The organism is Nocardioides sp. Root1257, assembly GCF_001425175.1.
GTDB lineage: Bacteria > Actinomycetota > Actinomycetes > Propionibacteriales > Nocardioidaceae > Nocardioides.
In genome coordinates this window covers 159,720-184,422 of the sequence record NZ_LMDV01000015.1, presented here as the reverse complement: position 1 = coordinate 184,422, position 24,703 = coordinate 159,720, and the positions used below count along the sequence as shown (strand labels likewise).

General features: G+C 64.3%; 24 protein-coding genes. 8 read left to right on the top strand and 16 right to left on the bottom strand.

The window, feature by feature from the left end:
- Positions 1 to 82 precede the first annotated feature (82 nt).
- A complete protein-coding gene (locus ASC77_RS25910; protein ID WP_082575344.1) occupies positions 83 to 778 on the top strand; it encodes a TetR/AcrR family transcriptional regulator in 696 nt (231 codons plus the stop codon).
- A gap of 10 nt (positions 779 to 788) precedes the next feature.
- Here ASC77_RS25910 and ASC77_RS25905 read toward each other — a convergent pair whose 3' ends face one another.
- The 12 genes from ASC77_RS25905 to ASC77_RS25850 all read right to left on the bottom strand — a co-directional run bounded on the left by ASC77_RS25905 (position 789) and on the right by ASC77_RS25850 (position 11,064).
- The gene (locus tag ASC77_RS25905; RefSeq protein ID WP_056160313.1) at positions 789 to 1,565 is read right to left on the bottom strand and encodes an SDR family NAD(P)-dependent oxidoreductase; all 777 of its coding nucleotides are present in this window, start codon (positions 1,563 to 1,565) and stop codon (positions 789 to 791) included.
- Between the two features lie 13 nt (positions 1,566 to 1,578).
- Complete coding sequence (locus ASC77_RS25900; protein WP_162249868.1) at positions 1,579 to 1,995, bottom strand: carboxymuconolactone decarboxylase family protein; 417 nt, start codon at positions 1,993 to 1,995, stop codon at positions 1,579 to 1,581.
- 19 nt (positions 1,996 to 2,014) lie between these two features.
- Positions 2,015 to 2,929: an NADP-dependent oxidoreductase gene (locus ASC77_RS25895; RefSeq protein ID WP_200945141.1), complete on the bottom strand. Its 915-nt coding sequence runs from the start codon at positions 2,927 to 2,929 to the stop codon at positions 2,015 to 2,017.
- A gap of 75 nt (positions 2,930 to 3,004) precedes the next feature.
- Complete coding sequence (locus ASC77_RS25890) at positions 3,005 to 4,186, bottom strand: acyl-CoA dehydrogenase family protein (RefSeq protein WP_056160237.1); 1,182 nt, start codon at positions 4,184 to 4,186, stop codon at positions 3,005 to 3,007.
- Positions 4,187 to 4,219: 33 nt separating this feature from the next.
- A complete protein-coding gene (locus ASC77_RS25885; protein ID WP_056160235.1) occupies positions 4,220 to 5,020 on the bottom strand; it encodes an enoyl-CoA hydratase/isomerase family protein in 801 nt (266 codons plus the stop codon).
- Positions 5,021 to 5,049: 29 nt separating this feature from the next.
- Positions 5,050 to 6,222 (bottom strand): acetyl-CoA C-acyltransferase, encoded by a 1,173-nt coding sequence (locus tag ASC77_RS25880; protein ID WP_056160232.1) that lies wholly within the window; start codon positions 6,220 to 6,222, stop codon positions 5,050 to 5,052.
- Positions 6,223 to 6,354: 132 nt separating this feature from the next.
- A complete protein-coding gene (locus tag ASC77_RS25875) occupies positions 6,355 to 6,894 on the bottom strand; it encodes a nuclear transport factor 2 family protein (RefSeq protein ID WP_162249867.1) in 540 nt (179 codons plus the stop codon).
- Positions 6,895 to 6,948: 54 nt separating this feature from the next.
- Positions 6,949 to 7,701 (bottom strand): N-acyl homoserine lactonase family protein, encoded by a 753-nt coding sequence (locus tag ASC77_RS25870; protein ID WP_056160225.1) that lies wholly within the window; start codon positions 7,699 to 7,701, stop codon positions 6,949 to 6,951.
- 19 nt (positions 7,702 to 7,720) lie between these two features.
- Complete coding sequence (locus ASC77_RS25865) at positions 7,721 to 8,611, bottom strand: amidohydrolase family protein (RefSeq protein ID WP_056160222.1); 891 nt, start codon at positions 8,609 to 8,611, stop codon at positions 7,721 to 7,723.
- Complete coding sequence (locus ASC77_RS25860; protein ID WP_056160219.1) at positions 8,608 to 9,501, bottom strand: SDR family oxidoreductase; 894 nt, start codon at positions 9,499 to 9,501, stop codon at positions 8,608 to 8,610. Before ASC77_RS25860 ends, ASC77_RS25865 begins: the two co-directional genes overlap by 4 nt.
- Positions 9,494 to 10,282, bottom strand: a complete 789-nt coding sequence (locus tag ASC77_RS25855; RefSeq protein ID WP_056160217.1) for an SDR family NAD(P)-dependent oxidoreductase — start codon at positions 10,280 to 10,282, stop codon at positions 9,494 to 9,496. Before ASC77_RS25855 ends, ASC77_RS25860 begins: the two co-directional genes overlap by 8 nt.
- Before the next feature lie 29 nt (positions 10,283 to 10,311).
- Positions 10,312 to 11,064, bottom strand: coding sequence for an SDR family NAD(P)-dependent oxidoreductase (locus ASC77_RS25850; RefSeq protein ID WP_056160215.1), 753 nt, complete (start codon positions 11,062 to 11,064; stop codon positions 10,312 to 10,314).
- Positions 11,065 to 11,505: 441 nt separating this feature from the next.
- Here ASC77_RS25850 and ASC77_RS25845 point away from each other — a divergent pair, with 441 nt between their 5' ends.
- The 7 genes from ASC77_RS25845 to ASC77_RS25815 all read left to right on the top strand — a co-directional run bounded on the left by ASC77_RS25845 (position 11,506) and on the right by ASC77_RS25815 (position 20,266).
- On the top strand, positions 11,506 to 12,240 hold the full coding sequence (locus ASC77_RS25845) for an alpha/beta fold hydrolase (RefSeq protein ID WP_056160213.1): 735 nt from the start codon (positions 11,506 to 11,508) through the stop codon (positions 12,238 to 12,240).
- A gap of 46 nt (positions 12,241 to 12,286) precedes the next feature.
- Positions 12,287 to 13,477 carry a serine hydrolase domain-containing protein gene (locus ASC77_RS25840; RefSeq protein WP_056160210.1) on the top strand — a complete coding sequence of 397 codons (1,191 nt, stop codon included), beginning with the start codon at positions 12,287 to 12,289 and terminating at the stop codon, positions 13,475 to 13,477.
- Between the two features lie 272 nt (positions 13,478 to 13,749).
- Complete coding sequence (locus ASC77_RS25835; protein WP_162249866.1) at positions 13,750 to 14,967, top strand: sugar ABC transporter substrate-binding protein; 1,218 nt, start codon at positions 13,750 to 13,752, stop codon at positions 14,965 to 14,967.
- A gap of 133 nt (positions 14,968 to 15,100) precedes the next feature.
- The gene (locus ASC77_RS25830) at positions 15,101 to 15,991 is read left to right on the top strand and encodes an NAD(P)-dependent oxidoreductase (RefSeq protein WP_082575339.1); all 891 of its coding nucleotides are present in this window, start codon (positions 15,101 to 15,103) and stop codon (positions 15,989 to 15,991) included.
- A gap of 378 nt (positions 15,992 to 16,369) precedes the next feature.
- Positions 16,370 to 16,702, top strand: a complete 333-nt coding sequence (locus ASC77_RS25825; protein WP_056160203.1) for a carboxymuconolactone decarboxylase family protein — start codon at positions 16,370 to 16,372, stop codon at positions 16,700 to 16,702.
- A 106-nt stretch (positions 16,703 to 16,808) separates the two neighbouring features.
- Positions 16,809 to 18,347: a sugar ABC transporter ATP-binding protein gene (locus ASC77_RS25820; RefSeq protein WP_056160198.1), complete on the top strand. Its 1,539-nt coding sequence runs from the start codon at positions 16,809 to 16,811 to the stop codon at positions 18,345 to 18,347.
- Positions 18,348 to 18,424: 77 nt separating this feature from the next.
- The gene (locus ASC77_RS25815) at positions 18,425 to 20,266 is read left to right on the top strand and encodes a flavin-containing monooxygenase (RefSeq protein WP_056160196.1); all 1,842 of its coding nucleotides are present in this window, start codon (positions 18,425 to 18,427) and stop codon (positions 20,264 to 20,266) included.
- Between the two features lie 466 nt (positions 20,267 to 20,732).
- On the opposite strand, the gene ASC77_RS25810 is transcribed toward ASC77_RS25815, so the two are convergent.
- From ASC77_RS25810 to ASC77_RS25795, 4 genes are all read right to left on the bottom strand, one after another.
- Positions 20,733 to 20,939, bottom strand: coding sequence for a helix-turn-helix domain-containing protein (locus ASC77_RS25810; RefSeq protein WP_056160193.1), 207 nt, complete (start codon positions 20,937 to 20,939; stop codon positions 20,733 to 20,735).
- A gap of 201 nt (positions 20,940 to 21,140) precedes the next feature.
- A complete protein-coding gene (locus tag ASC77_RS25805) occupies positions 21,141 to 21,932 on the bottom strand; it encodes an SDR family NAD(P)-dependent oxidoreductase (protein ID WP_056160191.1) in 792 nt (263 codons plus the stop codon).
- Between the two features lie 180 nt (positions 21,933 to 22,112).
- Positions 22,113 to 23,177: an ABC transporter permease gene (locus tag ASC77_RS25800; protein WP_056160188.1), complete on the bottom strand. Its 1,065-nt coding sequence runs from the start codon at positions 23,175 to 23,177 to the stop codon at positions 22,113 to 22,115.
- A 183-nt stretch (positions 23,178 to 23,360) separates the two neighbouring features.
- A complete protein-coding gene (locus tag ASC77_RS25795) occupies positions 23,361 to 24,629 on the bottom strand; it encodes a serine hydrolase domain-containing protein (RefSeq protein WP_162249865.1) in 1,269 nt (422 codons plus the stop codon).
- Positions 24,630 to 24,703: the final 74 nt, after the last annotated feature.

Here is a 24,703-nt window from a genome sequence, read left to right as displayed (position 1 = left end):
TAATTAGACTTGAGTCTAAGATTGGACAGAAACCTAGTTCACTGGCAATCCTGAGTCAAGCACTCACCAGTAAGGGGACTCGATGACCCGCCCAGACACTGACGCCGTCCCGCCGGCAGCCGAAGCGGAGGCCCCGGTCTCTGACCGGCGGACGCGCAGCCGACAGCGCCGGCGCGACCAGCTCTACACCGCGGCGGTGGAACTGTTCATTGAGCAGGGCTTCGACGAGACCACGATGGAGCAGATCGCCGATCGTGCCGACTTCGCACGCGCCACCGTCTTCAATTACTTTCCCCGCAAGACGGCGTTCCTCGACGAGTGGACCGTTCGTCGGCGGGCGCGCGCGACCGAGTCCCTCGCGAGTGTCGATGGCACGGGATGGTCGCTGGATCGGGTTCTCCACCGGTACATGACGGAGATGGCCCACATGAGTGTGGAGACTCGGGATGAGACACGGGCACTGCTGTCGGCCACTTTGCAGCAGACCAACTTCTTGGCACATCCGGCGCTGGCCGATGAGCTGGCCGACATCATCCGGTCAGCGCGAGCCTCGGGCGAGGCTCCGGACGACGTCCACGCCGGCCAGGCTGGGCTGATCATCGCAACGGCCTACTTTGCGGTTCTCGATCAGTGGATCGCGACCGAGCCGCCGGCCTTCGATCTCGAGACGGAGCTGCTGACCGTCGTCAACGTAGTGCTCTATGGCATCTACTCCCCGCGACAGCCGCTGAGCGCCCAGGGCACTGGACGCCCCAAGACCGCAAAGCGGCAGTCATAGTCATGCAGTCTCATCCGGTGCGGCGCGCTGCGTACCAATCGCCCTCTACCGTGATGCCGCCGTCGACCCGAAGGATCTGGCCCGAGATAAACGACGCTGCAGGGGATGCCAGGAAGTAGATCGCCTCCGCGATCTCCTCCGGGCGAGCGAACCGGTCAAGCGGCGTGCGAGCGATGGCCGGCGCCGGATCCATCTTGCCGGCGGCGACCATTGCATCGGACAGGGGCGTCTTGACAAAGCCTGGCGCGACGCCGTTGGACCGAATCTCGGGGCTCCATTCGACCGCGAGGGCACGGGTCAGGCCTTCTATCCCGGCTTTGGCTGAGCTGTAGCTCGACCGGCCAGGCATCCCGATCGAGCCGGCAATCGATGACACGTTCACGATCGCCGCCCGGCCGCTCGCCAGGAGGTAGGGCCGTGCGGCACGGCAGACTCGCATCGTCCCGTTGAGATGGATGTCAACCATCTCGCTCCACTCGTCGTCGTCACCATCTGCCGCCGAGATCGGTCGTGCGATACCCGCACAGTTGACCACCGCGTCGAGCCGCCCATCGAAGGCACCCGCGGCCTCCGCCACAGCGGCACGGAGGGTCGGCGGATCGGTTACATCCGCCAGGACCCCGACGGCTCCTGGGCCGAGACGCTCGAGCGCTCCGTTGATCGCCTCCTGGCTTCGATCGAGGATCGCGATCCGACCGCCGCGTTCGACCCAGAGAGCGGCCGTGGCTTCACCGATGCCGGAGGCACCGCCCGTGATGAGACCAACTGGACCGTCACTGCTCGTCATGCTCATCTCCTCCTTAGGACGTGCTCGTCGATGACGGGTTCCGAGCCTGACCACGGAGATGGAGAAGGGCTCGTGCACCATTGGAGACCGCAATGCCACCCGCCGGGATCAGGAGCGCGTGGAATCCCTCAGCCGCCTCCTTCTCAGTGAGGCCATGGTCGAACGCGCGCTCCAGATGATGGGTGGTGACCTCGATCGGGACGGGCATCATGGCGCAGGCACATGCACAGATGAGTTCTCGGTAGCGCACCGGGAGGCTGTCTTCACCGGGGGCCGGGTCGATCCCCATCGTGTGGCAGTAAGCATCGTCGAAGATGTCCAGGAAGCCCGGGTCCAACTCCGCCATCAGGTGGTGCAGTGGCCACACGTGACCACGCCGATCCTGGATCCGCTGGATGATGGCATCGCCGTCGGGAATCGGCTCGCTCATACCGTCGTCCATCCTCTCGTCAGTCGTCGAACGTCAGCACGAGCCGGCCGCGGGTTCCGCCTCTCGCCAACACCTCGTGCGCCTCGGAAGCGTCCGCCGCCGGAAACGTCTGGGCGACCCGCAGCGTCAATTGACCGCTGTCGACGAGTTCGCGGAGCTGCTCAAGCTTGGCCCGGTCATGGACGAAGTATCGGACGCGTACGGCGTGGAAGGTCACCCCACCGATCGGTTCGGATTCGTAGTGTCTGACGGTGACAAGGCGGCCCCCCGGCCTCACGGCCCCCACGACCAGTTCGTTGAGTACTGCGCCGTCGACGAGGCCGTCCAGTCCGCCTGGCGCAGCCTCGAGGAACCGGTCCGCGACATCGTCGCCTCGTGCAACGACCACGTCTGCTCCGAACGACGCCACCAAGTCCCGGTCCTTCTCGGCCGCATCCGCAATCACCCGCAGCCCAGCGGCCTTCGCCAGCTGGACGACATACCCGCCGTAGGTCCCCGCTGCGCCAGTGACGCCGATCGTTTGACCGGGAGCGACCTGGAGGGCATCGATGCTAATCAATGCGGTAAGTCCGTTCATTGGCAGCGTTGAGGCAGCGACGTCGTCGACACCCGCAGGTGTACGCACGACCGAGTCTGCCGGGACAACCACCTGCTCCGCGTACGAGCCGCGCGTGCCGCTGGGAACCATCGCCCCCATGACGTGGTCACCGACCTTGACATCGGCGTCCGTGTCGGGGCCGATCTCGACGACTACTCCAGCGAACTCCATGCCAGGAACGAGCGGGAAGTCCTGGTCCGCCAGTTCGGTCGCCGGCTGGCCGTCCAGGGCTCGGACACCCGCTCTCCGTAGGGTGTCGGTGGGGCTGACGGCCGCGGCGTAGACCCGAACCCTGATCTCGCCGACCCGCGGCTCCGGATCGGGAAGCTCGATCACCTGCAGAACCTCTGGCCCGCCAAATTCGTGGTGCCCGATCGCCTTCATTCCGCTCCTTGCTCGTCAGTAATCACGTCAGTAGCTGCGCGGAAGCCCGAGGCTGCGCTCGCTGATGTAGTTCAGGATCATCTGGTTGTTGATCGGCGCGATCCGCTGGATCCTGGTCTCGGTCCAGAAGCGGCCGATGTGGTACTCCCGCGCATAGGAGTAGCCGCCGAATACCTGCATCGCGTCGTCAGCGGCCTGGAACGCGGCCTCGGAGGCCAGGTACTTGGACGCGTTGGCAAGAGTGCCCGCTGCGGCTCCACCCTTGGCCTCGTACTCCTCCACCGCACGACTCAAGACCAGGCCCGCAGCAAGGAGGTTCAGGTAGCCGCGCGCCAGCGGGTGCTGCACCGACTGGTTCATGCCGATCTGGCGGCCAAAGACGACTCGCTCGTCGGCGTACCGCGCCGCGTTCTCGATCGACCAGCGCCCCATGCCGAGCACCTCAGCGGCGATGTACAGCCGCTCGCCGTTGAGACTGTGCAGCAGGTGGTAGAAGCCCTGGCCGACCTCGCCGACCACATCAGCACCGGAGATCTCGTGGTCGCGGAAGAAGACCTCACACGAAGCGACCGCATTGCGGCCGATCTTCGGGATCGCCCGGATGTCGATGTTGTCGGCCCGGAGGTCGGTCAGGAATAGTGTCAGACCCTCACCCTTGCGTTGACCGGCCTCTGGGGTGCTCGTCCGGGCTAGCAGCATGATCTTGTCACCCTGGAGCGCCCCGGTGTTCCAGACCTTCGTGCCGTTGATGACCCAGTTGTCGCCCTTGCGCGTGGCTCGGGTCGAGATCTTTGTCGTGTCGGTCCCCGCGTCCGGCTCGGTGACGCCGAATGTCACGAAGAGATCGCCGGCGGCGATCTTCGGCAGGTGCTCCTTGCGCTGCTCCTCCGACCCGAACTTGAGGAGGGAGGGCACGCAGAGCTGCGGGATGTGCGCGGTGCTCGCAGCGTTCAGCGCGCCGCCACCGGCAGCCACCTCCTCGAGGACTGCCACCATGTCGCCAATGGTCCCGCCGCCGCCGCCGTACTCCTCCGGGATGATGACCCCGGAGAAACCGCCTGCCGCGAAGTCGCGGCGAAACTCATCGGGGAACCGGTGCTCCCGGTCGCATTCCTCCCAGTACTCCAGACGGAACTTGCCGCAGAGCGCCTGGACGGCGTCACGCAGGTCACGCCGATCCTCGAGGTGCGGGAGTCGCTCGATAGCCACTGTTGATGCTTCCTTCCGTGGGGAGTTCTGAGGTCACCGACCGGTCCAGCGGGGTGTCCGTTTCTCCGCGAACGCCCGTGGACCCTCGGCTGCGTCTTCACTGGTGTAGACGCGGTGGTACAGGAGGTGGGACGCGCGGAGCGCGTCGGACTCGCCAATCTCGGTGGCGAGCTCGACCGCTTGCTTGGCCGCCCACACGCTCAGCGGTGCGTTGTCAGCGATCGTCTGGGCCAGGGCGACAGCTGCGTCGAGGAGCTCGTCCGCTGGTACAACCTTGTTCACCAGGCCCACTTCGTACGCGCGGTGAGCGTCGATCGGGTCGCCGGTCAGAAGTAGTTCCATCATCACTCGCTTGGGCAGCATCGCCATGAGCGGCACCGCCCAGGGCGCCCCTCGTCCACGTTTGACCTCGCTGATCGCAAATCGCGCCTGCTCCGACGCGACCGCAAGATCACAGTTCTGGGCGAGCATGAAGCCCCCAGCGAGCGCGTACCCATTGACGGCGGCGATCACCGGCTTCTCCAACCGCCCCTTGCTACCGAGGATGACGAAGGAGTCCTCGGGCGGAACCTGCATGTTCGTTTCGGCCATCTCCTTGAGGTCACCCCCCGCACAGAACGCGGGGCCAATCCCGGTGAGAACGGCGCAGCGCAGCTCAGGATCCTGGTCGAACCGATCGAAGGCCTGCCGCAGCGCTCCACGCAGCTCGGCGTTCAGTGCATTTCGCTGATCTGGCCGGTTCATCGACACGACCAGCACCTGACCGCGGCGTTCTAGACGTAGGGCCTCCACGGCCGGGTAGCCGCTGATCTGTGCTGTCTGATCCTGAGCCATGAACTCGTGGCCTCTCGACGCAGTGAGGCTCAGGAGACCAGCTCGATGATGGTGGCGTTCGAGACGCCGCCACCCTCGCACATGGCCTGGAGCCCATACCGGGAACCGGTTGCCTCCATTGTGTTGAGAAGGGTGGTCATGAGGCGAGCCCCGCTCGCACCAACCGGGTGTCCGAGAGCGATGGCGCCCCCGCGCTGGTTGACCTTGGACAGGTCGGCTCCCGTCTCGGCCTGCCAGGCGAGGGGGACCGGCGAGAACGCCTCGCTGATCTCGAAGGCGCCGATGTCGGAGATCGATAGACCCGAGCTCTTGAGGACCTTCTGCGTCGCCGGGATGAGTGCGGTCAACCGGTAGACCGGGTCATCGCCCGCCACGGCAGCGGAGTGGATGCGGGCCCTGATCGGGAGGCCGAGCTCCTTGGCCGTCTCGCTGGAGGTGATCAGCATCGCGCAGCTGGCGTCGCTGATCTGGCTGGCACTGCCGGCAGTCACGACCCACTTCAGCTGCGGGAAGAGCTTCTCGGCCTCGGCGTCGTAGAAGACTGCGGCCAGGTTGGCCATCGACTCCATCGTGCCGCCGACTCGAATGCCTTCATCTTGCGCGAGCTCGTCCATCTTGATCAGCTCGTTCGCAAAGGCACCGTCGACCGTCGCGCGATGAGCCTTGTCATGGCTCGCGAGCGCGAACTCGTCGAGCTGCTGGCGTGACAGGTTCCACTTGGCGGCGATCAGCTCAGCCGCGACGCCTTGGTGCGGGATTCCGTCTGCATAGCGCTGGTCGAACCGCGACCCGAAGACGTCGGTGCCCTCCGGGGTGTCGGATCCCATCGGGACGCGGCTCATCGACTCGACACCGCAGGCGATCGCGATGTCGTATCCGCCGGCCATGATCGTGTGCGCCGCGAAGTGGACCGCCTGCTGACTGCTTCCGCACTGCCGATCCACCGTGGTCGCTGCCACGCTCTCGGGGAACCCGGCAGCGAGGAGGCCGGTCCGGCCGATGTTGAGTGCCTGCTCACCGATCTGAGTCACACAGCCGGCGATCACGTCATCGACGAGGACCGGGTCGATCCCGGTCCGGTCGATGAGCGCGTCCAAGGAGCGCGCCAGCAGGTCTGCCGGGTGGATCTGGTGGAGAGCGCCGTTCGGCCGGCCCTTCCCGATGGGTGTACGCACCGCGTCGACAATGACCGCATCTCGCATGGTGGATCTCTCCTTGAGTCGCCGACCACTTTCTACTGATGCCCTTCAATGGACCGTGGTCTAAGTTTGGACATCAATCTAGTTTGGTCTCCACTTGCGGTCAAGTGGTTCCCACCGATGAAGCACCAGGCATCAGGCGGGCGCGTTGGGTGTCGTCAAGCGGGGGGCAACCGGTCGCTCGTACGACGGGTCATGAAGGTCGCGACTTCCCTTGTGGTTGTGCAGAAGGCGCGCAGGCATGTCGGAAGCGTCAAGGGCCGACTGCCACTCGAAGATCAAGACCCGAGTCTTAATCCGCCACTCCCCCACCCGCCGCTCGAGCCGATCCACGTAGCGCCCGGCGAGCAGCTCGACGGTCTCGGCGTCGAGGTTCTTGATCGAGGCGAGGAAGTAGGTCTCGGCGTCCGCAGCATCCTCGCCGTCGAACTCCACCCAGTGATTCGAGAGCGCGTGCTGACCGACCTCGCGGCCTCCCTGCATCGGCAGCCACCAGTCGAGGAAGTCTTCGACGGAGCCGTTGACGTGGCCGTGGCAGGAGCGGGCATCCTCCCAGTACGCGGACCGGAAGAGGTCAATGTCGAGCCGGTCGAGTCCTCGCGTGTAGCGCAACATGCACTGCCATATGGCGTCCTTGTCCAGGATGCGACGCAGCTCGGGGGAATCAAGGGTCAAGGGGATCACTCTCATTTCAGGCAGACTCGGGTGGTTCGACCCGGGAGGGAGGGTTCAAGCGAAGACGCCGCGCGCGACCACGCGTGGGTCGTGACTCGGGATGACGGTGCAGCCGAGTTGCTCGATCTTGTCGAAGCTCGCGAAGAAGTCGTGCATGTTGGTCACACCACCACTCGGGATGTGGGCAAGGCGCTCGTCGCCATCCCAGTTCTCGTGGTAGGTGACGCAGTCGCCGGCGATCAGATAGGGACCGCTGGGGGCGTCGACGACGACGCCCTGCGAACCTGGCGAGTGACCGGGCAGGTGCACGATCCGCACGCCGGGCATGATGTCGACGTCTCCCTCGACGGTCTCGATCCGGTCGAAGCCCTTCATCCAGCACGGTTCGATGCCGGCGCGCCGCTCGTAGGTCCACTGATTGGTGGGAAGGGGATCGATGGCGTAGGCGAGCTCCTCCTTCTGCACCAGGATCCTGGCGTTCGGGAAGAGGTCATTGTTGGAGCAGTGATCCCAGTGAAGGTGCGTGTTGACGACCGTCTTCACCTCGGCAGGATCGACTCCCGCGGCAGCCAAGGCCGCAAGCGGAGCCTGCTCGGGTGGGCGCACGAAGGGGAAGCCATGTCGCGCGAGCGTCTCCTCCGGAGAGCCGGTCCCGGTGTCGACGATGATTGGGTGGTCACCGCCCGTGATCAGGAACATGATCACGACGACATCGACGGTGATGCCGTCGCCACGGCCGAAGGTGACCGATCGCTTCGGGTGATCGACCATCGTGCCGACGTGGAGCGCGCGGATCGCGAGAGGCATGCAGATCTCCGTGTTCTGGCTAGTGCAGCGGATCACTGGATGTGGGATCCCAGCCCGTCCTGGTGATAAGCGTGCGGCCGTAGATGAGCTCGAGCTCCTCCTCCGAGATGCCCGGGACCTCGGCGAGGTAGTGGCGTCCCTCCCAGTAGCTGTGAAGGGCGTTGGTCCGACTGAAGTCACTGCCCCAGGAGACGCGGTCCGCGCCGAAGCTCGAGATCAGCTGGTTCACCGGCGACCAGATGTCCTTAAACGGGTACCGGTCGTACGACAGGGACGGCGCTCCCGTGAGCTTGATGCCCACGTTGGGTATCTCGGCGAGCGCCAACACTGCCGGGAGGTGCTCGAAGGGCTCGGACGGCCGGAAGCCGAGGATCGGCGGGGCGAACCCCGTACCCAGGTGGTCGATGTAGAAGAAGACCCCTGAGTTGCGCCGGAAGAGCTCAGGCAGCTGCGGGTCGAGCGGATGCGCGAGCGACATCGTGACAACCAGTCCCAGATCGCCGCAGATGCGCAGGACCGGGTCGAACTCGTGCCTCGCGACCCGTTCGGGCTCACGCATCTCGAGGATGCGGACGCCACGCAGTCCCCTGGCCGCCGAGCGCTCGAGGTGTGCTGCCAGGTCCGGGTCCAAATGATCGATCAGCCCAATGGTCTGGAAACGCCCGGGGTGCTGCTCCGAGGCCTCGAGCTCCAGCTCGATGTCGGTCCCATACACGCCGACGGGGACGAGCAGTGCTCCAGCGACGTCCACGGCATCCATCTCCGCGAGAACCATGTCAGGGCTGTTGGTCTGCCCAGCGTGCTGAAGGTACGACGGTTTATGTGCGTTCGCCGGCCGATACTGCGGAGACCACGGACGATCCGGGCGGTCCGTGTACCACGAGTGGACCTGGGCATCGATGACGATCATTCAGCCTCCTCACACGACAGGTCGGCGACGATGCCGGGCAGCTGATCTGCGAGCTCGGCCACGGTCCACGCCCCGTCCCTCGACATCGCTGATCGCGAGGACCACGGCGCATAGATCTCAACCGTCCCCCCGCGGCAGAACAGGACCTGCCCGCTGAACGGGCAGGCTCGGCTAGACAAGTAGGCGACCAGCGGCGCGACGTTGGCAGGATCGAGCTCGTCGAACGCACCAGCGTCTCGCTGGTCGGCGAGCTGCGCACGCATCCCGGTCACTTGTGTGGCCATCGGGGTGCGGGCCGCGGGGACGACGCAGTTGACTCGCACGCCATGCGCGCGGAGTTCCTTCGCCGCGATCTGAGTCAACGTCGCGACCCCTGCCTTTGCCGCGGCATACGCGCCGTGCGTGGGGATGGCGTTGAAAGCAGACCGCGAGGACGTGTTCACGATCGCAGCCTGCGCGGAACCCTGTCGACGCCAATGCCGTCCCGCAGCCCTGGTCGTGAGGAATGCTCCGCGCAGGTGCGTGCGGTGGACCGAGTCCCACTCCTCGACGTCGGAGTCGATCAGTTCGCCCTCGTACCAGTTGCCGGCGTTATTGACCACGACATCAAGCTCCCCGAACGAGTCCAGAGCCAATTCGATGAGGTCGTCGGCCGTCCGCTCCTGACCGATGTCACCATAGTGGATGACAGCTTTTCCGCCGTCGAGGGCGATCCGATCTCGCAACTCCTCAAGCGCGGATGTCGCACCAGGCTCAAGCCGTGACGGCACGATATCTGCCAGGATCAGGCGAGCCCCTTCGCGTGCGAACCTTACGGCATACTCCCTGCCCAGACCGCTTGCAGCCCCGGTGATGACTGCAACCCGGCTTCCCAAGAACTGCTCAGTCATCGTTTCCGCCCGACGACACGCCATACCAGTTGCCATCGATCGTCAGTCCGCCGTCCGCCCGGAGCGTCTGGCCAGTCACGAACGATGCCAGGTCGGAGGCGAGGAAGCAGATGACGGCGGCGATTTCGTCTGGGTCGCAAAACCGATCGAGTGGCGTGCGGGCAACGATCGGACGAGCATCGAGCTTGCCGTCGGCGATCAGTGTGTCGATCATTGGGGTTTGCACGTATCCGGGCGCCACCGCATTCACTCGCACGTGCGGCGCCCACTCGACCGCCAGTCCTCGCGTAAGGCCCTCGACGCCGGCCTTGGCAGAGCAGTAATTCGAACGGCCCGGTAGACCCAAGGTGCCTGCAATCGACGAGATGTTGACGATCGCCCCGCGCCCCGACGCCTTGAGATACGGGTGAGCGGCGCGACATACTCGCATGGTTCCGTTGAGATGGATGTCAATCATCCGGGTCCAGTCTTCGTCCGCACCTTCGGCCGCGACGATCGGTTGAGCAATGCCGGCGCAGTTCACGACTGCATCGATCACGCCGCCGAACGTGGTGGCAACGGCGCCGACGACCGCTGCGACCTCGGCGTCGTTGCGTACGTCGGCGACGTGGCCGTATACGCGATCGGTCCCAAGACGGGCGCACGCCTTCTGAACTGCCTCTTCATTGACATCGAGGAGCGCGACGCGGCCACCCGCGTTCAGCCACCGCTCGACCACGCTCGTGCCGATTCCCGACGCGCCGCCCGTCACCAACATTGTCGGAGTACCCGACGGCGTCATCGAGACGTCTCCTTGATTCAAGTCCGACCTCATTGAATGGTCACGCCACTCTCGACAGGTAGCACCTGCCCGGTCACAACCCTCGCTTCCTCGGACGCGAGGTAGACGGTCATGTGTGCCATGTCGATGGGGTAACACGGGCCCAGCAGGTGGCGACGCCCGATCTCCTGCACCAGCTCGCTCGTCTCATACCGCGCTTGGACGCGCGGCGTCATGGTTAGCCCGGGCGCAATCGCATTCACGCGGACGCCCTGTGCGCCGTACTCAACCGCCATCGAACGCGTGAGTGCCGAGACTCCGCCCTTCGCCGACGTGTAGCAATCCCGGTCGGGCGATCCGACGAGCGCCATCATCGACGTGTAGTTGATGACTGCTCCACCCCCAGCCGCGATCAGGTGTGGGATTCCGTACTTGCAGAAGAGAAACGTCCCAAAGAGATCGCGTCGGATGGTTGACCAGAACTCATCCTCGGGGACGTCTGTAACCCGGGCGTCGCGGCTGGTCGAGCCGCCTGCAATGTTGACCAGGGTGTTCAAGCTGCCGAAGGTTGCGACCGCGCGGCGCACAGCCTCCTGAACCTCCCCCGAATCGCCGACGTCGCACCGCAGCGCGGTTGCCTGACCTGACTCGATCGCGGCTCGGCCGACGGCGTCAGCGGCCGCCTCCTCATTCAGGTCGAGCGCAACGACGCGAGCCCCTTCGAGGAGGAACTGCTCACAGACCGCGTGTCCGATCCCGCCACCCGCCCCCGTCACGATCGCGACCTTGCCGTCCAGTCTCACGTTGCCTGTCTCCTCGTCTGCCTTTAGGCCAGTCTGAATTTCGTTGCCGCCTGCTTCGGCCGCCGTCGGTACTCTCTTGTCGCGAGACCGCACCGTGGAGGTCGAGACGATCAGCTCACCCTGAGCGTCCGTTCTCGCTCAACCACACTGCCCTGCGTCGCGCGTTCGCTCTCTGTCCCGCAACGCTGAGCGCCCGGTGGGATGAAGACCGCCCAGCGGACATGTCGTTGATCGGGTGTCCATCCTCGCCTGTGCCCACTCCGCGACGCCCGTAAGACTAGACCTCAGGCCAAAGTTAGACAACAGTCCATTCGAATGGATGGAGGTTCGAGTTGCAATGCCCTGACGTCACATCAGGGCGTTGACGCCATCCAGCAAGGTGCCTACAGTCCCAATGTTAGAAATTGGACTTCAGTCCAAACAAATGGGAGTGAGGCGCTCATGTCGACGTTCGTGCTGGTCCATGGGGGCGGCCATCGGAGTTGGCATTGGAACCTAGTCGCACCGCTTCTGCGAGACCGTGGCCACCAGGTCATCACCCCGGAGGTGCCGATGGACTCTCCGGGTGCCGGCGCCGCCGACTGGGCCGACGCGATCATCGCCGACCTGGCGACGGCTGGGAATCCTGACGACGTGATCCTCGTAGGACACTCGCTGTCCGGCCTAGCGATCCCGGTCGTGGCCGCCACATACCCTCTCGAGCGGTTGGTATTTCTGTGCGCCAACGTGCCGGAGGTCGGCCGTTCCTACGAGAACTACCTCGCCGAGCACCCAACGGCCGTCATCATGCCTCCGATCACGCTCGATCAGGATGGCTGCCTCGAACTGTCGTGGCCCGACGCCCGACGCCTCTATTACGGAGACTGTGAGGAGTCACTGGCGCTATCTGCCTGGGAACACCTGGTCAGATCCGCCGCACTCACGGCATTCACCGAGACGAGCCCGCTACAGGCATGGCCCACCGGCACGCCAACCAGCTACATCCTGTGCACCGAGGACGAGATCATCGGCCCCGACTGGTCCCGCGAGGTCTGCCGAACCCGCCTGCAGATCACACCCATCGAGCTCCCGGGGAGCCACTCACCGATGCTGTCTCGCCCAAGCGAACTGGTCGACGCGCTCTGCAGCCTTGCAGACAGCTCGCCGATCTCTCAAGAGACGACCGCCTTGCCGTGACCCTCCCGGCCACAAACGTCAATCGTCCGCCAGGAAAGGACCCACTATGAACTCCTCGCCCAAGCCTCAACTCCAAGGCGAATGGCATCCGGGCCTGGACAAACTGCGTGCCGCACTCGAGTCGAACCTCGCGTCCGGCACCGAGCTCGGGCTATCGCTGAGCATCGACGTAGCCGGCCAGTCCGTAGCGGACGTCTGGGGCGGCTGGCGCGACCGAGAGCGATCCGCCAAGTGGACCCGCGACACTTTGGTCAACGTCTGGTCTACCAGCAAGACGCTGTCCAGCCTGGCCGTACTGATGCTAGTGGACCGGGACCTGGTCGACCTCGACGCGCCGGTGGCGAGGTATTGGCCCGAGTTCTCAGCCGCAGGCAAACAGGGCGTCCTCGTCCGCAACGTATTGGGCCATACGTCCGGCGTGTCTGCTTGGGAAACCCCGTTCCACTACGAGGAGCCGTACGACCACATCGCGTCTGCAGCGCGCCTCGCTAGGCAAGCGCCGTGGTGGGCGCCCGGAACCGCATCGGCGTACCACGCCAGCAATTACGGCCACCTCACCGGCGAGATCGTCCGGCGAGTCACCGGGAAGACGCTTGGGCAATTCATCGCGGACGAGATTGCCGGGCCGGCGGACGCCGATTACCACCTGGGCCTCGACGAGGCCGAGTTCTCCCGGGTAGCCACCATCTACCCACCGGTAGCGCTCGACATGTCGGACTCCCTTCCCGACGACGTCAGTGGAGATGCCACCGATTTGCGATCTCAGGTGGCGGCGAAGACGCTCGCCGGCTCCATGGCGGACATCGATCGAGCCAACTCGGCTCCGTGGCGTCGAGCGCAGATCGGCGCGTCGAATGGGCACACCAACGCCAAAGCACTGACTGACATCTTCCGAAGTATCACGCTGGGCGAGTCCCCGGAGGGCCTCCGATTCCTGTCCGCTGAGACCATCGATCGGATCTTTGAGACCCAAGCCGACGGCATCGATATGTTTCTCAACATCCCTCTCCGGTGGGGCATCGGGTACGCGTTGCCGTGTGCCGGCGTGCCCTTTGTTCGCGAAGGGAAGACGTTCTTTTGGGGCGGATGGGGTGGCTCGATGCTGACAGTAGACCTTGATCGCCAGATCACCTTCTCGTACGTAATGAATCAGATGCAGGCAGGCACCATCGGGTCCGACGTCGTCGCCGAGTACTTCGATATCGCCTACCGATGCATCGACGACCTACAAGGCTGATCGCACAAAATGGCCCCGGACGGCCGCCGCAACGCTCCTGCGTTCCGGCGAGCTGTCTCCGGGTGCCCGCCCGACGCAACGCAGGAACGGCCCAAGGACGGACACAGTCGGGTAACGGTCGCACCCGAAACCATCCAGCCACCTTGACCATTGACACCGCTCACCTTAGATTCCTGTCCAATATTGGACTCTGGTTCAGTCGCACCCTCGGGCAGTTCGCGATCGACGCCAGGAGGATGCCGGGCAGGTCCGGCGATTTAAAGGAGACCAACATGATTCGACTGCCGTTTCACCGGCGGGGTATCCCTGCGGCATTGCTGCTGGTCGCCGTTGTAGCCGTTGCTGGATGCTCGTCGGATTCGTCCCAGGGCTCATCGGGCACGGGCTCCGGCTCATCGGGCGGCTTTGATGCTGCCAGCATCGGAATCTCAACCCTTCCCGAGCTCTACAAGGGCAACGAATCAGCCCCGCCGGCCGACGCCCCCAAGCCCGTCGCAGGCAAGTCCATCTATTGGATCTCGTGCGGCCAGCAGGCCCCAAACTGCGCCGCCAAGGCCGTTGAGGGGCAGAAGGCGTCGGAGGCCATGGGGTGGGACTTCCACCTCATCGACGGCAACTTCGGCGTGGCCGGCGCGTACGCAAACGCGATTCGCACAGCCATCGCCGCGAAGGCCGACGCCATCGTCGAAGACGCGTTCCCGTGCTCCGACGTGCAGCAGCCGCTCGAGGAGGCAAAGGCCGCGGGCATTCCGGTCCTCGGCATGGACACGATCGACTGCTCGGACGCGGGGGGTCCGTCGCTGTTCACGGCCGAAATGAAGTACAACGCGACCGAGCAGAGCGCCACCGACTATTGGCGCGGCTTCGGCAAGTACTCCGCGCAGTACCTCATCAATGCGACCGGGGGGCAGGCGAAGATCATCAACAGCCCCGGGACCAACTCTCAGCAGCAACTTCTCAACGACGGCTTCCTCGCCGAAATCAAGAAATGCTCGGGCTGCGAGGTCGTCGACACCCTCAAGTGGAACACCGCAGACTTCGTTCCCAACGGCCCGTGGACCAGCGCGTTCCGCTCATCGCTGGTCAAGCATCCCGAGGCCACCGCGGTCTATGTGCCCTTCGACGGCATGGCCGCATCGTTGGGCGGATCCCAAGCAATCCGCGACGCCGGCAAGAAGATTTGCACCGGCGCCCCGCCGTACGGCAGCGACTGCGTCACCGCCGTCGGCGGCCTCGGCACCTCCGAGACGCTCGACCTCGTTCGAGGCGGTCAGTGGACAGGCGACGGATCAGCGTATGACAGCGGCTGGGTGGCGTGGGGCGCGGTGGACGAACTGAACCGCGTGTTCAATGACCAGCCGACGGTCCCTGAGGGAATCGGGTTCACCACGGTCGACAGCCAGGAGAACCTGCCTGCCAAGAGCGGGGAATCGTTTACGACGTCGTTCGACTTCCGCTCGGCTTACCTGAAGGCATGGGGCGTCTCTTGACGGTCCCCCGCGGAACCTTCCGCGCCACTGGGCGCATGAGGTCCTGACCTGCGGAGTACGTCGGCTAACTCGACCTGGCCGACGTACTCCGCATCCGATTTCGTAGTCGCTCCCGACGATTCGAAGGAACCGTGTGATCAAGTCAGTAGCCGTCGTCGGAGCGGGCGCCATGGGGGCGCCGATTGCTCGCCGACTCTCCGAAGTTGGCTTCACTGTGACGGTGTGTGATGCGAATCCGCGTGCACTGGAGCCTTTTCGGGCGGTAGGCAACGGAACCACCACCAAACCTGCAGAGTGCGGCAGCGCCGACCTGATCCTGCTCTTGGTGGCTACGCCGGCTCAGGCCCGGGCCGCGCTGTACGACGAGTCAGGGATCGTCCACAGCGTCCCGTCCGGGACTCGGCCATTGGTCGCAGTGATGAGCACCATCTCGCCCGAGGTCGTCAAGGAGTTCGCGGACGCAGCCTTGACTACAGGTATCCGCATCATCGACGCGCCCGTCAGTGGCGGCCCACCACGGGCGGCGGATGGCACACTCTCGGTGCTGGTCGCCGGCACCGAAACCGACATCGAAGAAGCACGGCCGGCGCTGTCCGCCTTGGGCGCAGTCTTTGAGTGTGGGGCGGTCGGGAACGCCCAGACACTCAAGCTGGTCAACAACATGGTCTGCGCTGCCAACCTCGTGATCACTGGCGAGGCCTATCGACTTGCCCTTGAGTGCGGTCTTGACCTCGACGACGTAACCGACGTGCTGGAAGTCAGCACTGGGCGGAACTTTCTGTCGGACGGTCGCGGTACGGCACAGTCCTACCTGCGCGGATGGACGCAGTCGCGAGAGGCGTACGACGCGACGTTGGCCATTGTGCGCAAGGACGTCGGCTTGGCGATTGAACTGGCGGGTGCGACCCCGGGCGCGTACGTCGGCCTGGCCGGGATCGCAGAGATCATGGCGTCCCTTGGCGATGCCACGTTCGACGACTGGAAGGTTGCGGCTACCGGTATTACTCCGGAAGGCAGGGCATGACGCCGACCTCCACTTGGGAGCGGCACGCGATGCCGTCGCGACCAGAAGACTCTCGTTCGCCACCGAGCTTCGCGACGTCTCGGACTAGAGCCCTAAGTCTTCGGCGCTCCCCGTGGAACGACCCGGATTACGCCGAGGCGTCCGCAACCCAACGCCTGCCGTCACGACCCTCGTGGACCATCCTCGCGAACGGTTCTCGGCCATAGGTCTGACCGACGTTCAAGAACGGGATTCGGCCTTCCCCGCCGTGTTCAGCAGTACTCCCATTGCTCGCATGACGTCGATCTTGGGACCGGGCTTACCAAGCCAACGGCCCACAACCCAACCTAACCAATCGTGGCGTCACCAGTGCGCCCATCGAACAGACAGGACGGAAGCATGACGGAGCAGAAGCCATCACAACCCACTGGTGAGGCGACGCGACGACTGGGAGATGTGGCGCCGAACTTTGCCGCGATCACTGACGGTCTCCTCTACACAGACACATGGGGCGACCCAGCCCTCTCGCCCCGCGAACGCAGCCTGATCACGGTCGCGTCGCTCGTGTCGCTCTATCGCACTGACCAGATCGACCACCACTTGACGCGTGCGATCGAGAACGGTGTGACCAAGGAGGAACTCGCTCACGTCATCACTCACCTGGCGTTCTACGCGGGATGGCCTGCAGCATTCACGGCGATGACCCACCTGAAGGAGATCCCGGAGGCCTAGCGTCGTCGGGTCGGTTGGTTGACGAGATGTGACCGGCGACATAGATTACTGTCCAATTATAGATTCCAGTCCAGATGCAAGTTTTACGTCGCATGAAGGAATGCCGATGACCACGGACAATGCCGTCAGAACCGCCGACGAGTCGGAACAGTCGGTCGCACTGTCAGTGCAGGGCGTGTACAAGACGTACCCCGGAGTCCGTGCCTTGAAAGGCGTGGACATGGAAGTTCGGCACGGTGAAGTGCACGCACTCGTCGGAGGAAACGGCTCCGGCAAATCCACACTCATTAAGGTGCTGTGCGGTGTAGTAGACGGCGATGAAGGCACCGTCCAGATCGGCGGAGAGACCCTTGACGTTAGCCAGATCAAGCACGATGTCGTTCGCCAACTCGGGCTGCGGGTTGTCCACCAAGACCTAGCGGTGTTCCCCGAGCTCAGTGTCATCGAGAACATGATGCTCGGCTCGGAGTATCCGTCGAGGTTCGGCAGAGTTCAGTGGCGGGAGGCCCGTCGACGTGCTGTGCAGCAGATGGAGCGTTTCGACATCAACGTCGATCCGAACACGCTCCTCACCCATCTGCCGGTCGCCACTCGTACGCAGATCGCGATCGCACGAGCACTTCAGGACGTCGAGGGCGAGAAGGCCGTGGTGATCCTCGATGAGCCGACGGCCGCCCTCCCGGCACACGAGGTGAAGATCCTGCTGGAGGCGATCCGTCGGCTGGCCGAGCGCGGTCACGCGGTGGTCTTCGTGAGCCACCGACTCGATGAGGTCATGGCGGTCACTGATCGCGTGACCGTCTTCCGCGACGGCGCTGTGACCGCGGAGCACCGAACCTCGCTCCTGACCGAGGCGGAACTCATCGAGTCCATCGTCGGTCGAGCAGTTGACACCAGTCGGCGTGCAACGACAAGGCCAACAGGAGCCGAGCCTGTCGTGACGATCCAGGGGTTGGAGGCGGGTCCGATCCGCGGCGTAGATCTCATGGTTTACCCCGGTGAGATTGTAGGTGTGGCCGGTTTGCTCGGCTCTGGGCGAACTGAGTTGCTTCGTGCAATGTGGGGGGATCTCCCACACCGCTCAGGGACGATGACCCTGCGAGGGCGACCCGTCTCGTTCCGTCGGAACTCGCAGGCTATTGCCGCCGGCGTCGTAATGATTCCAGAGGACCGCGTCAGCGGTGGCTCGTTCGCGGACCTGACTCTGGACGACAACATGAACGTTAGCGTCCTTGCCTCCTACTGGAGCGGCTGGTTCAGGCGCCGCGCGATGAAGAAGCGCGCGGACGAACTACGCTCCTCGTTCCGCGTGAAGGCCCCGAACGGATCCGTTGCGATGAGCGCGCTGTCGGGCGGCAATCAGCAGAAGGCAATCCTTGCACGCTGGCTGCGGCGCGAACCCATCCTCCTGCTTTTGGACGAGCCTACGCAGGGCGTTGATGTCGGGTCTCGCGCCGACATCTACGCAGCGGTCAGGGCGGTCACGGACGCAGGCGGCGCCGCCATCATGGTGACCTCAGACCTCGAGGAGCTCGCTCAGGTTGTCGATCGCGCCGTCGTCCTGCAGGAAGGGCGCATCGTGGCGACCGTCGCCGGCGAAGACGCCAACGCACAGCATCTCAACGAGCTGATCTACACCGCTTGACCCGCACATCAGCGCGTCAGGGCTCTTACCGATGCCGTCCGCCACGTCGTCCCGACTCGGCGTGCAGAAAGGCCATCATGCTCGACCCCGCAGTCGCAAGGATCCTGCTAGGCGGCGATCTGGACTTCAACCCAGACGAGCTCTACTGCCGCTACGAACAGGAGCGGCGTCTCCGAGTGCGATCTGAGGGCTCAGCCCAGTACACAGGCGCCGCTGGAGCGTTCGCGCACTTCGGTGAAGATCCGTGGATCACCGACCCGATCGACAGGGAGCCGATCACCGGCCACAGCAGCACGATTATCATCGGAGGCGGGTTCGGCGGCCTGGTGACGGCGGCCCGACTCCGCGGCGCTGGATTCGACGATGTACGGATCATCGAGTCGGCCGGGGACTTCGGCGGCACCTGGTATTGGAACCGGTACCCGGGCGCGATGTGCGACATTGAGGCGCACATCTACATGCCAATGCTCGAAGAGATGGGCTACTCACCTAAGCACCGGTATGCCTACGCCGACGAGCTGTTCGCGTACAGCCAGTCGATCGGTCGGAGGTACGGCCTGTACGACCGAGCTTGTTTCCAGACCACGGTCCAGTCCGCTGTGTGGTCAACGGCCAGCGCTCGCTGGACGTTGACCACGGATCGCGGCGACCATCTCAGCTGCAACTACCTGGTGATCGCCGCCGGAAGACAGAGTCTGCCTAAGCTGCCCAGGATCAACGGAATCGGCGACTTCGGCGGACACATCTTCCACTCGTGCAGGTGGGACTACGAGCACACCGGTGGAAACGCTGAAGGGGCAGGCCTAACAGGGCTGGTAGAAAGGCGCGTCGGAGTGATCGGCACTGGCGCGACGGCACTGCAAATCGTACCGCCCCTGGCTACGTACGCCGAAGAGCTGCTCGTCTTCCAACGCACTCCCTCTGCGGTCGGTCCACGAGGGAACTGCCCGACGCCGCCGGACTGGGTCCAGGATCAGCAGCCAGGTTGGCAGCGGCGACGGCGGGTCAACTTCCAGCGCCACATCACGGGCTCAATGCCAGATGTCGACGAGGTCGGCGACGGGTGGACCGACTTCAACAAACAGATCCAGCTGAAGCGAAACATGCTCGAGTCGAGCGTTGGGCGCACCGTGACGGACGAGGAGTTCGACGCTGCCCGACGACTGCTGGACTACCGTTTGATGAACCACGTCCGAGACCGGATCGACCAGTTCGTACCTGACCCGGAAACGGCCAGCGCGCTGAAACCTTGGTATCGCTGGATGTGCAAGCGTCCTGGCTGGCATGACGACTACATCCCCGCCTTCGCGCGCCCGAATGTCAGGCTCGTTGACACGCATGGCAGGGGGGTCGATGGGTTCACGCCGAGCGGCGTGCTGGTCGGCGACATCGAGTACAAGGTTGACACCGTCATTTTCGCTACGGGATTCGAGGCAGCCATCAGCTACACCGAACTCCTCGGCTTCGATCCCGTTGGGGCTTCCGGGCGATCCCTCAGTCAGCACTGGACGCCCCAGGTTCGAACGTGGTTCGGACTGATGACCGACGACTTCCCGAACTGCTTCTTCGTCGGCAACAACCAGCAGACGGGAGCAGCGGTGAACGCGACGCACACGATTGAGGAGCAAGCGCTCCAGCTCTCCCACGTCATCGGTGCCTTACAGAGCCACGGGGGCAGTGTTGTGGTACCCACGGTTGATGCGGTCGACGACTACATCTCCGTCCTCGGCGAGCACGTCAACCGCGATCTGATCCAGTTCCACGCAGAGTGCACGCCCGGGTACTTCAACAACGAGGGGCGCGCTACCAAGAACGAGGAACTGTTCTCCGGAGGTAGGTTTGCAGACCCCCTGATCTACTTCGGAATGCTTGAGGAGTACCGGGCGCACGGGAAGTTGACTGGCCTTGAGGTCTCGTAGCTGCAGTTCGCACTGCTGACCGCGCGGGGCCGTGGCGGATGCGGACCATCTAGTGTCCCCGCGTCGTCGGGTTGTCGACACCAGACCAGCGGACTCATCGTGGCTGCTTGTTCATTGACCTCAGGCCATGGCCCGTCGAGGCTTGGATCAGGCGCCCGGGTCGTCGCTCTCATCGCGGCTGACCGCGCTTGATCGTTTGGCTCTCATTTTGGCCTGCGTGATCCGGGCGTCGCCGCAGCCAGGAGACTGCCATGCGCTCCGGTTGCGGTCTACGGATGTTCGACCCAGCTCCGGCGAGCTTGCTGGTGATGCACGGCACACCCCCGTTTCTTGGCGTGTTGCACCAGAGCCCGACTGGGCCTTGGATCCCGGCACCGAAAGAGCCGACCGGCATGGGGTCGGCCGGCATGGGGTCGGCCGGCGCTCACCGGAGCGGCCGGCCAGCCCCTACTCGCCTGCAGACAAGTCAGGTGAGGTAGTCGGGGAAGTAGTGCGCGAGCTCGAGTGCCAGCAACGTCTCGACCGAACGGTCCCCGGCCGGGCGACCGAGCAGGTAACCGGCTTTCGCGACCCGGTAGGAGACCGTGTTCACGGCGATGTAGAGTTGCTCAGCGGTCGCGGTACGGCTAGCGCTGCTCTGCAGCCAGACCCGCAGCGTCTCGCGCAACGTCACCGACTTCGCATCCGGTGCTGACAGTCCGGCGAGCTCGGCCCGGGGCCTGTCGGCTACCCGCCCGGGACTGCGGGCATCACTTAGGTACGCGAGCCGCGAAGTATCGCCATCCTGAGCCGCACGTCGTGATGGCTTGAACGATGGTTGAGTCGGCGAGCCCGACGGTGTTGCCCAGTCACCCCCTTCGACTGAAGCAGTTGCTCACGCATCAGCGCCGTGCCGCGGTTCCACCGTGTAGCCCAAAGCGAGTCGTCCGCCGTCCGGGTAGATGACCTGGCCAGTGACGTAGGCGGCTTCGTCGCTGGCCAGGAAGGCGACGACCGATGCCACCTCGTCTGGATGACCTAGCCGACGCAGCGGCGTGCGAGATAGCACGCGCGCCTCCTGACCGGGATTGTCGGCGTAGATCTCGCGAGCCTTCTGCGTCTCGATCGAGCCCGGAGCCACCGCATTGACCCGGATCCCATGGTCGGCCAGACCGACCGCGAGCGAGCGCGTCATCGCCGACACCGCGCCCTTAGAGGCTGAATACGCCAGCAATGCTGGCGCGCCCTGAGCGGCTGTAATCGAGGAGATGTTGACGATCGAGCCGCCTCGGGATCTGTCGATGAGGTAGTTCGCGACGGCCTGAGACATGAGAAAGACGCCACCCACGTTTACCGAAAGCACGGCTTGGACCTCTGCGAGCGTAGCCGTCCTGATAGGCGTGGGATTGATCAGCGCGGCGCAGTTGACTAGGACGTCGATGGCGCCATACGTCTCATGGGCATAGTTGACGACACGTTCCACAGAATCGACGTCGCTCACGTCACCGGGCGCGAAGACCACGTCATGATCACGGGAGCGTAAGTCTTGCGCGGCCAACTCGCCCACGGTCTCTTCACGATCGACGATCACAACCCGGGCGCCTTCCTGTGCAAGACGCTCGGCGATGGCCAGTCCGATTCCACGGGCGCCGCCTGTCACTAGGGCGACCCGGTTCTCGAAGCGCATTCATTTCCCTTCGTGTGGTTACACAGCCAAACGTCGACGCGAGGCCAACATGGCGGGACGCCTACGTACAGGTACGCCGGAAGGCCGCCGACCGTCACACGCGTTCGATCCTCGCTGTGTGGACGCAGGGACACACCGCAACCAGCTGGAAGAGCTAGACGAGCAGGTCCCGAATACGGGCTAAACGGCCTGCGAGCGAGCCCGCCGGTCGCGTGCACGCGCGGTGAAAGTCGACACGACCAGGCTGATCAGCAGGGCAAGTCCGTTGAACAACTGCTGGATCCAGGCAGCCGCTCCCAACAGAGTGAAGCCAGCTACTGCTGCAGCCACTAGATAGACGCCGAAGATCGTCCCCCAGACGTTGTACTGGCCGGGGTTGATCGACGTCTGGCCAAGAAACACGGCCGCGAGCGCTGGAAAGAGGTAGGAGAGAGCCGTGCCTGAGTCCGCTGTACCCATCCTGGTGGTCAGAAGAGCGCCAGCCATACCCGCGAGCAGGCCCGACAGCATGAAGGCGATGAAGACCGACCTGTCGACACGAATACCCGCGAGGCGAGCTGCATTCTCGTTCGATCCGATCGCGGCCAGGTACCTACCGAAGGGCGTGTGACGCAGGAGATACCAGACGGCCACAGCGGTAAGCATCAACACCCAGAAGACGCGGGGCGCACCGAGCCACTTACCGGAGGCCCATAGCGCCATCGACGGCGGAACTCCGTTGAGGATCGTCTGACCTTGCGTGTACCACTGCAGAAGGCCGCTGATGACGATGTAGGTGCCGAACGTCGTGATGAACGGATTGAGCTGCAGCACTCCGACGAGCACACCGTTCACGACCCCCGCGGCGACAGCCACGAGAATCCCCGCGATGATCGCGAGCCAGATCGGCTGTTGATGGATTGAGACGAGCGAGGCGACCGTGACGCTCGACATGCCGGCAGAAGCGGCAACGGACAGGTCGAAGAACCCAGCCACGAGCGGGATGACCATTCCCAGGGCGATCAGTCCCGTGACTGATTGGTTGGCCAGGATGTTCTGGATGTTGGCCGACGTCGGGAACGTCGCCGACGTGGATGGGTAAAGGCTGAAGAAGACCACGACCACCACGAGAATGATCGGCAAACCAGCACGTTCGCCTACCATCTCCAGTCGCCCGACCCACGAGACCTTGGGCTGCACTGGCGAGTTCGAGACCGCCACCACTTCGCCGGTCGGGCCGTTGCCGACCTCTGCCGTCTTTGCCATCGGGGTTTCCTTATCTTGTGTTGCAGCCGTTGACCCAAGGGAGGACTCCGGCTCCGGAGGTTTCTCAAATGATCAGCCCGCCAACGACGTGCGGCGTGACGCGACACACATTACAATAGATCTCAGACCAAAGTTAGACAAGAGTCCAAGCTTGGGCGTCTTGGGGCCCAAGTTGCAGACTCATCAGTGTTGCTGAGCCGCGCTTGCCGAGCCCAGGCGCCGAGAACGCCTTGCCGGAAGTATCGCGCTGTAAACGGCGCACTCGAACTCATCGAAAGACTTCATGAACTCCGGCTCGCACCACGGCAACGTCTGCGTCATGAAGACCGCCGCCACGTCAGATGCCCGGTCAACCCAGAAGTGCGTGTTGCAGAATCCCGACCAGGACAGCGAGCCTGACGCACGTCGGCCCGGCAGGTCCTCCTCGGTCCTCATGAAAGCGGTGGTCCACGTCTTCGCGATGCCTGACGCGAAGTCCACTGGCGCCGAGAGCGGCCCCGTTGCCGCGAAAGCCCCAACACGGAGCGCACCGATCTGGTTCTCGGTCATCAATCGGAAGGTGTTCGTTGAGAGGATCCTTTGACCACTTGCGGCGCGCCCATCCCGCAGGAACATTTGAAGGAAGCGGATGTAGTCCGGCGCGGTCGCATACAAGCAGCCACCCATGCCGTAGATCTCCGGATGTGGTGGTGGCTTCCAATCGAGCAACTCGAACGAGCCGTCGGCTGCCCTGACCCGCAGATCGGCAAGGTCGGCCTTCTCTTGGCCGTCGAGCTCGAATACGGTGCTGCGCATGCCCGCTGGTTCGAAGATTTCATCCCGACAGAAGTCGTCCAGTTTCGATCCACCGACACGCTCGACGACCAGCCCCAACCAGTCCGTACTGATGCCGTAGCAGAAGCGTTCGCCGGGATCGAACATTAGTGGATACTTAAGCGACTCGACGGTCCCGTCCTCGACGGTCGCCATCTGCGTCGCGACCTCGTACTCCAACAGCTTCGCCTCAAAGGCACTGTAGGCGAACCCCGCAGTGTGAGTGAGGAGATGTCTAACAGTGACCGGGGCACGCGGCTCTCGCATGCGCGGTCCCTGGGGCGTCATGCTGTCTAGCACCCGAACGTCGGCGAACTCGGGCACCAGGTCGACGACCGCGGACGACAGATCGAGTTGTCCACGATCCACAAGGATCATGGCCGCGAGGCTTCCGACCGCCTTTGTCATGGAGCGCAGGCAGAAGAGTGTGTCGAGTGTGGCGGGGCTACCGTCGGAGGCTTCTCCGACGGCGTCATGCCACTCCACCTGGCCGGCGCTGGCGACCATTGCCACACCGAAGGGGAGCGCACCGCGGGCCACAGCATTCGGGAGCAGCGCGTCGAGCCTTCCCGTATCACGGAACCGTGAAGCACGAATTGGTGGCACCAGAACCCACGCCTCCTCATCAGATGAGTTCACGGACAATGTCACTGTGGGCAAAAGACGCGGACGGCGATCGCCCTAGTCGGGCGACCGCCATCCGGTCCAGGCCT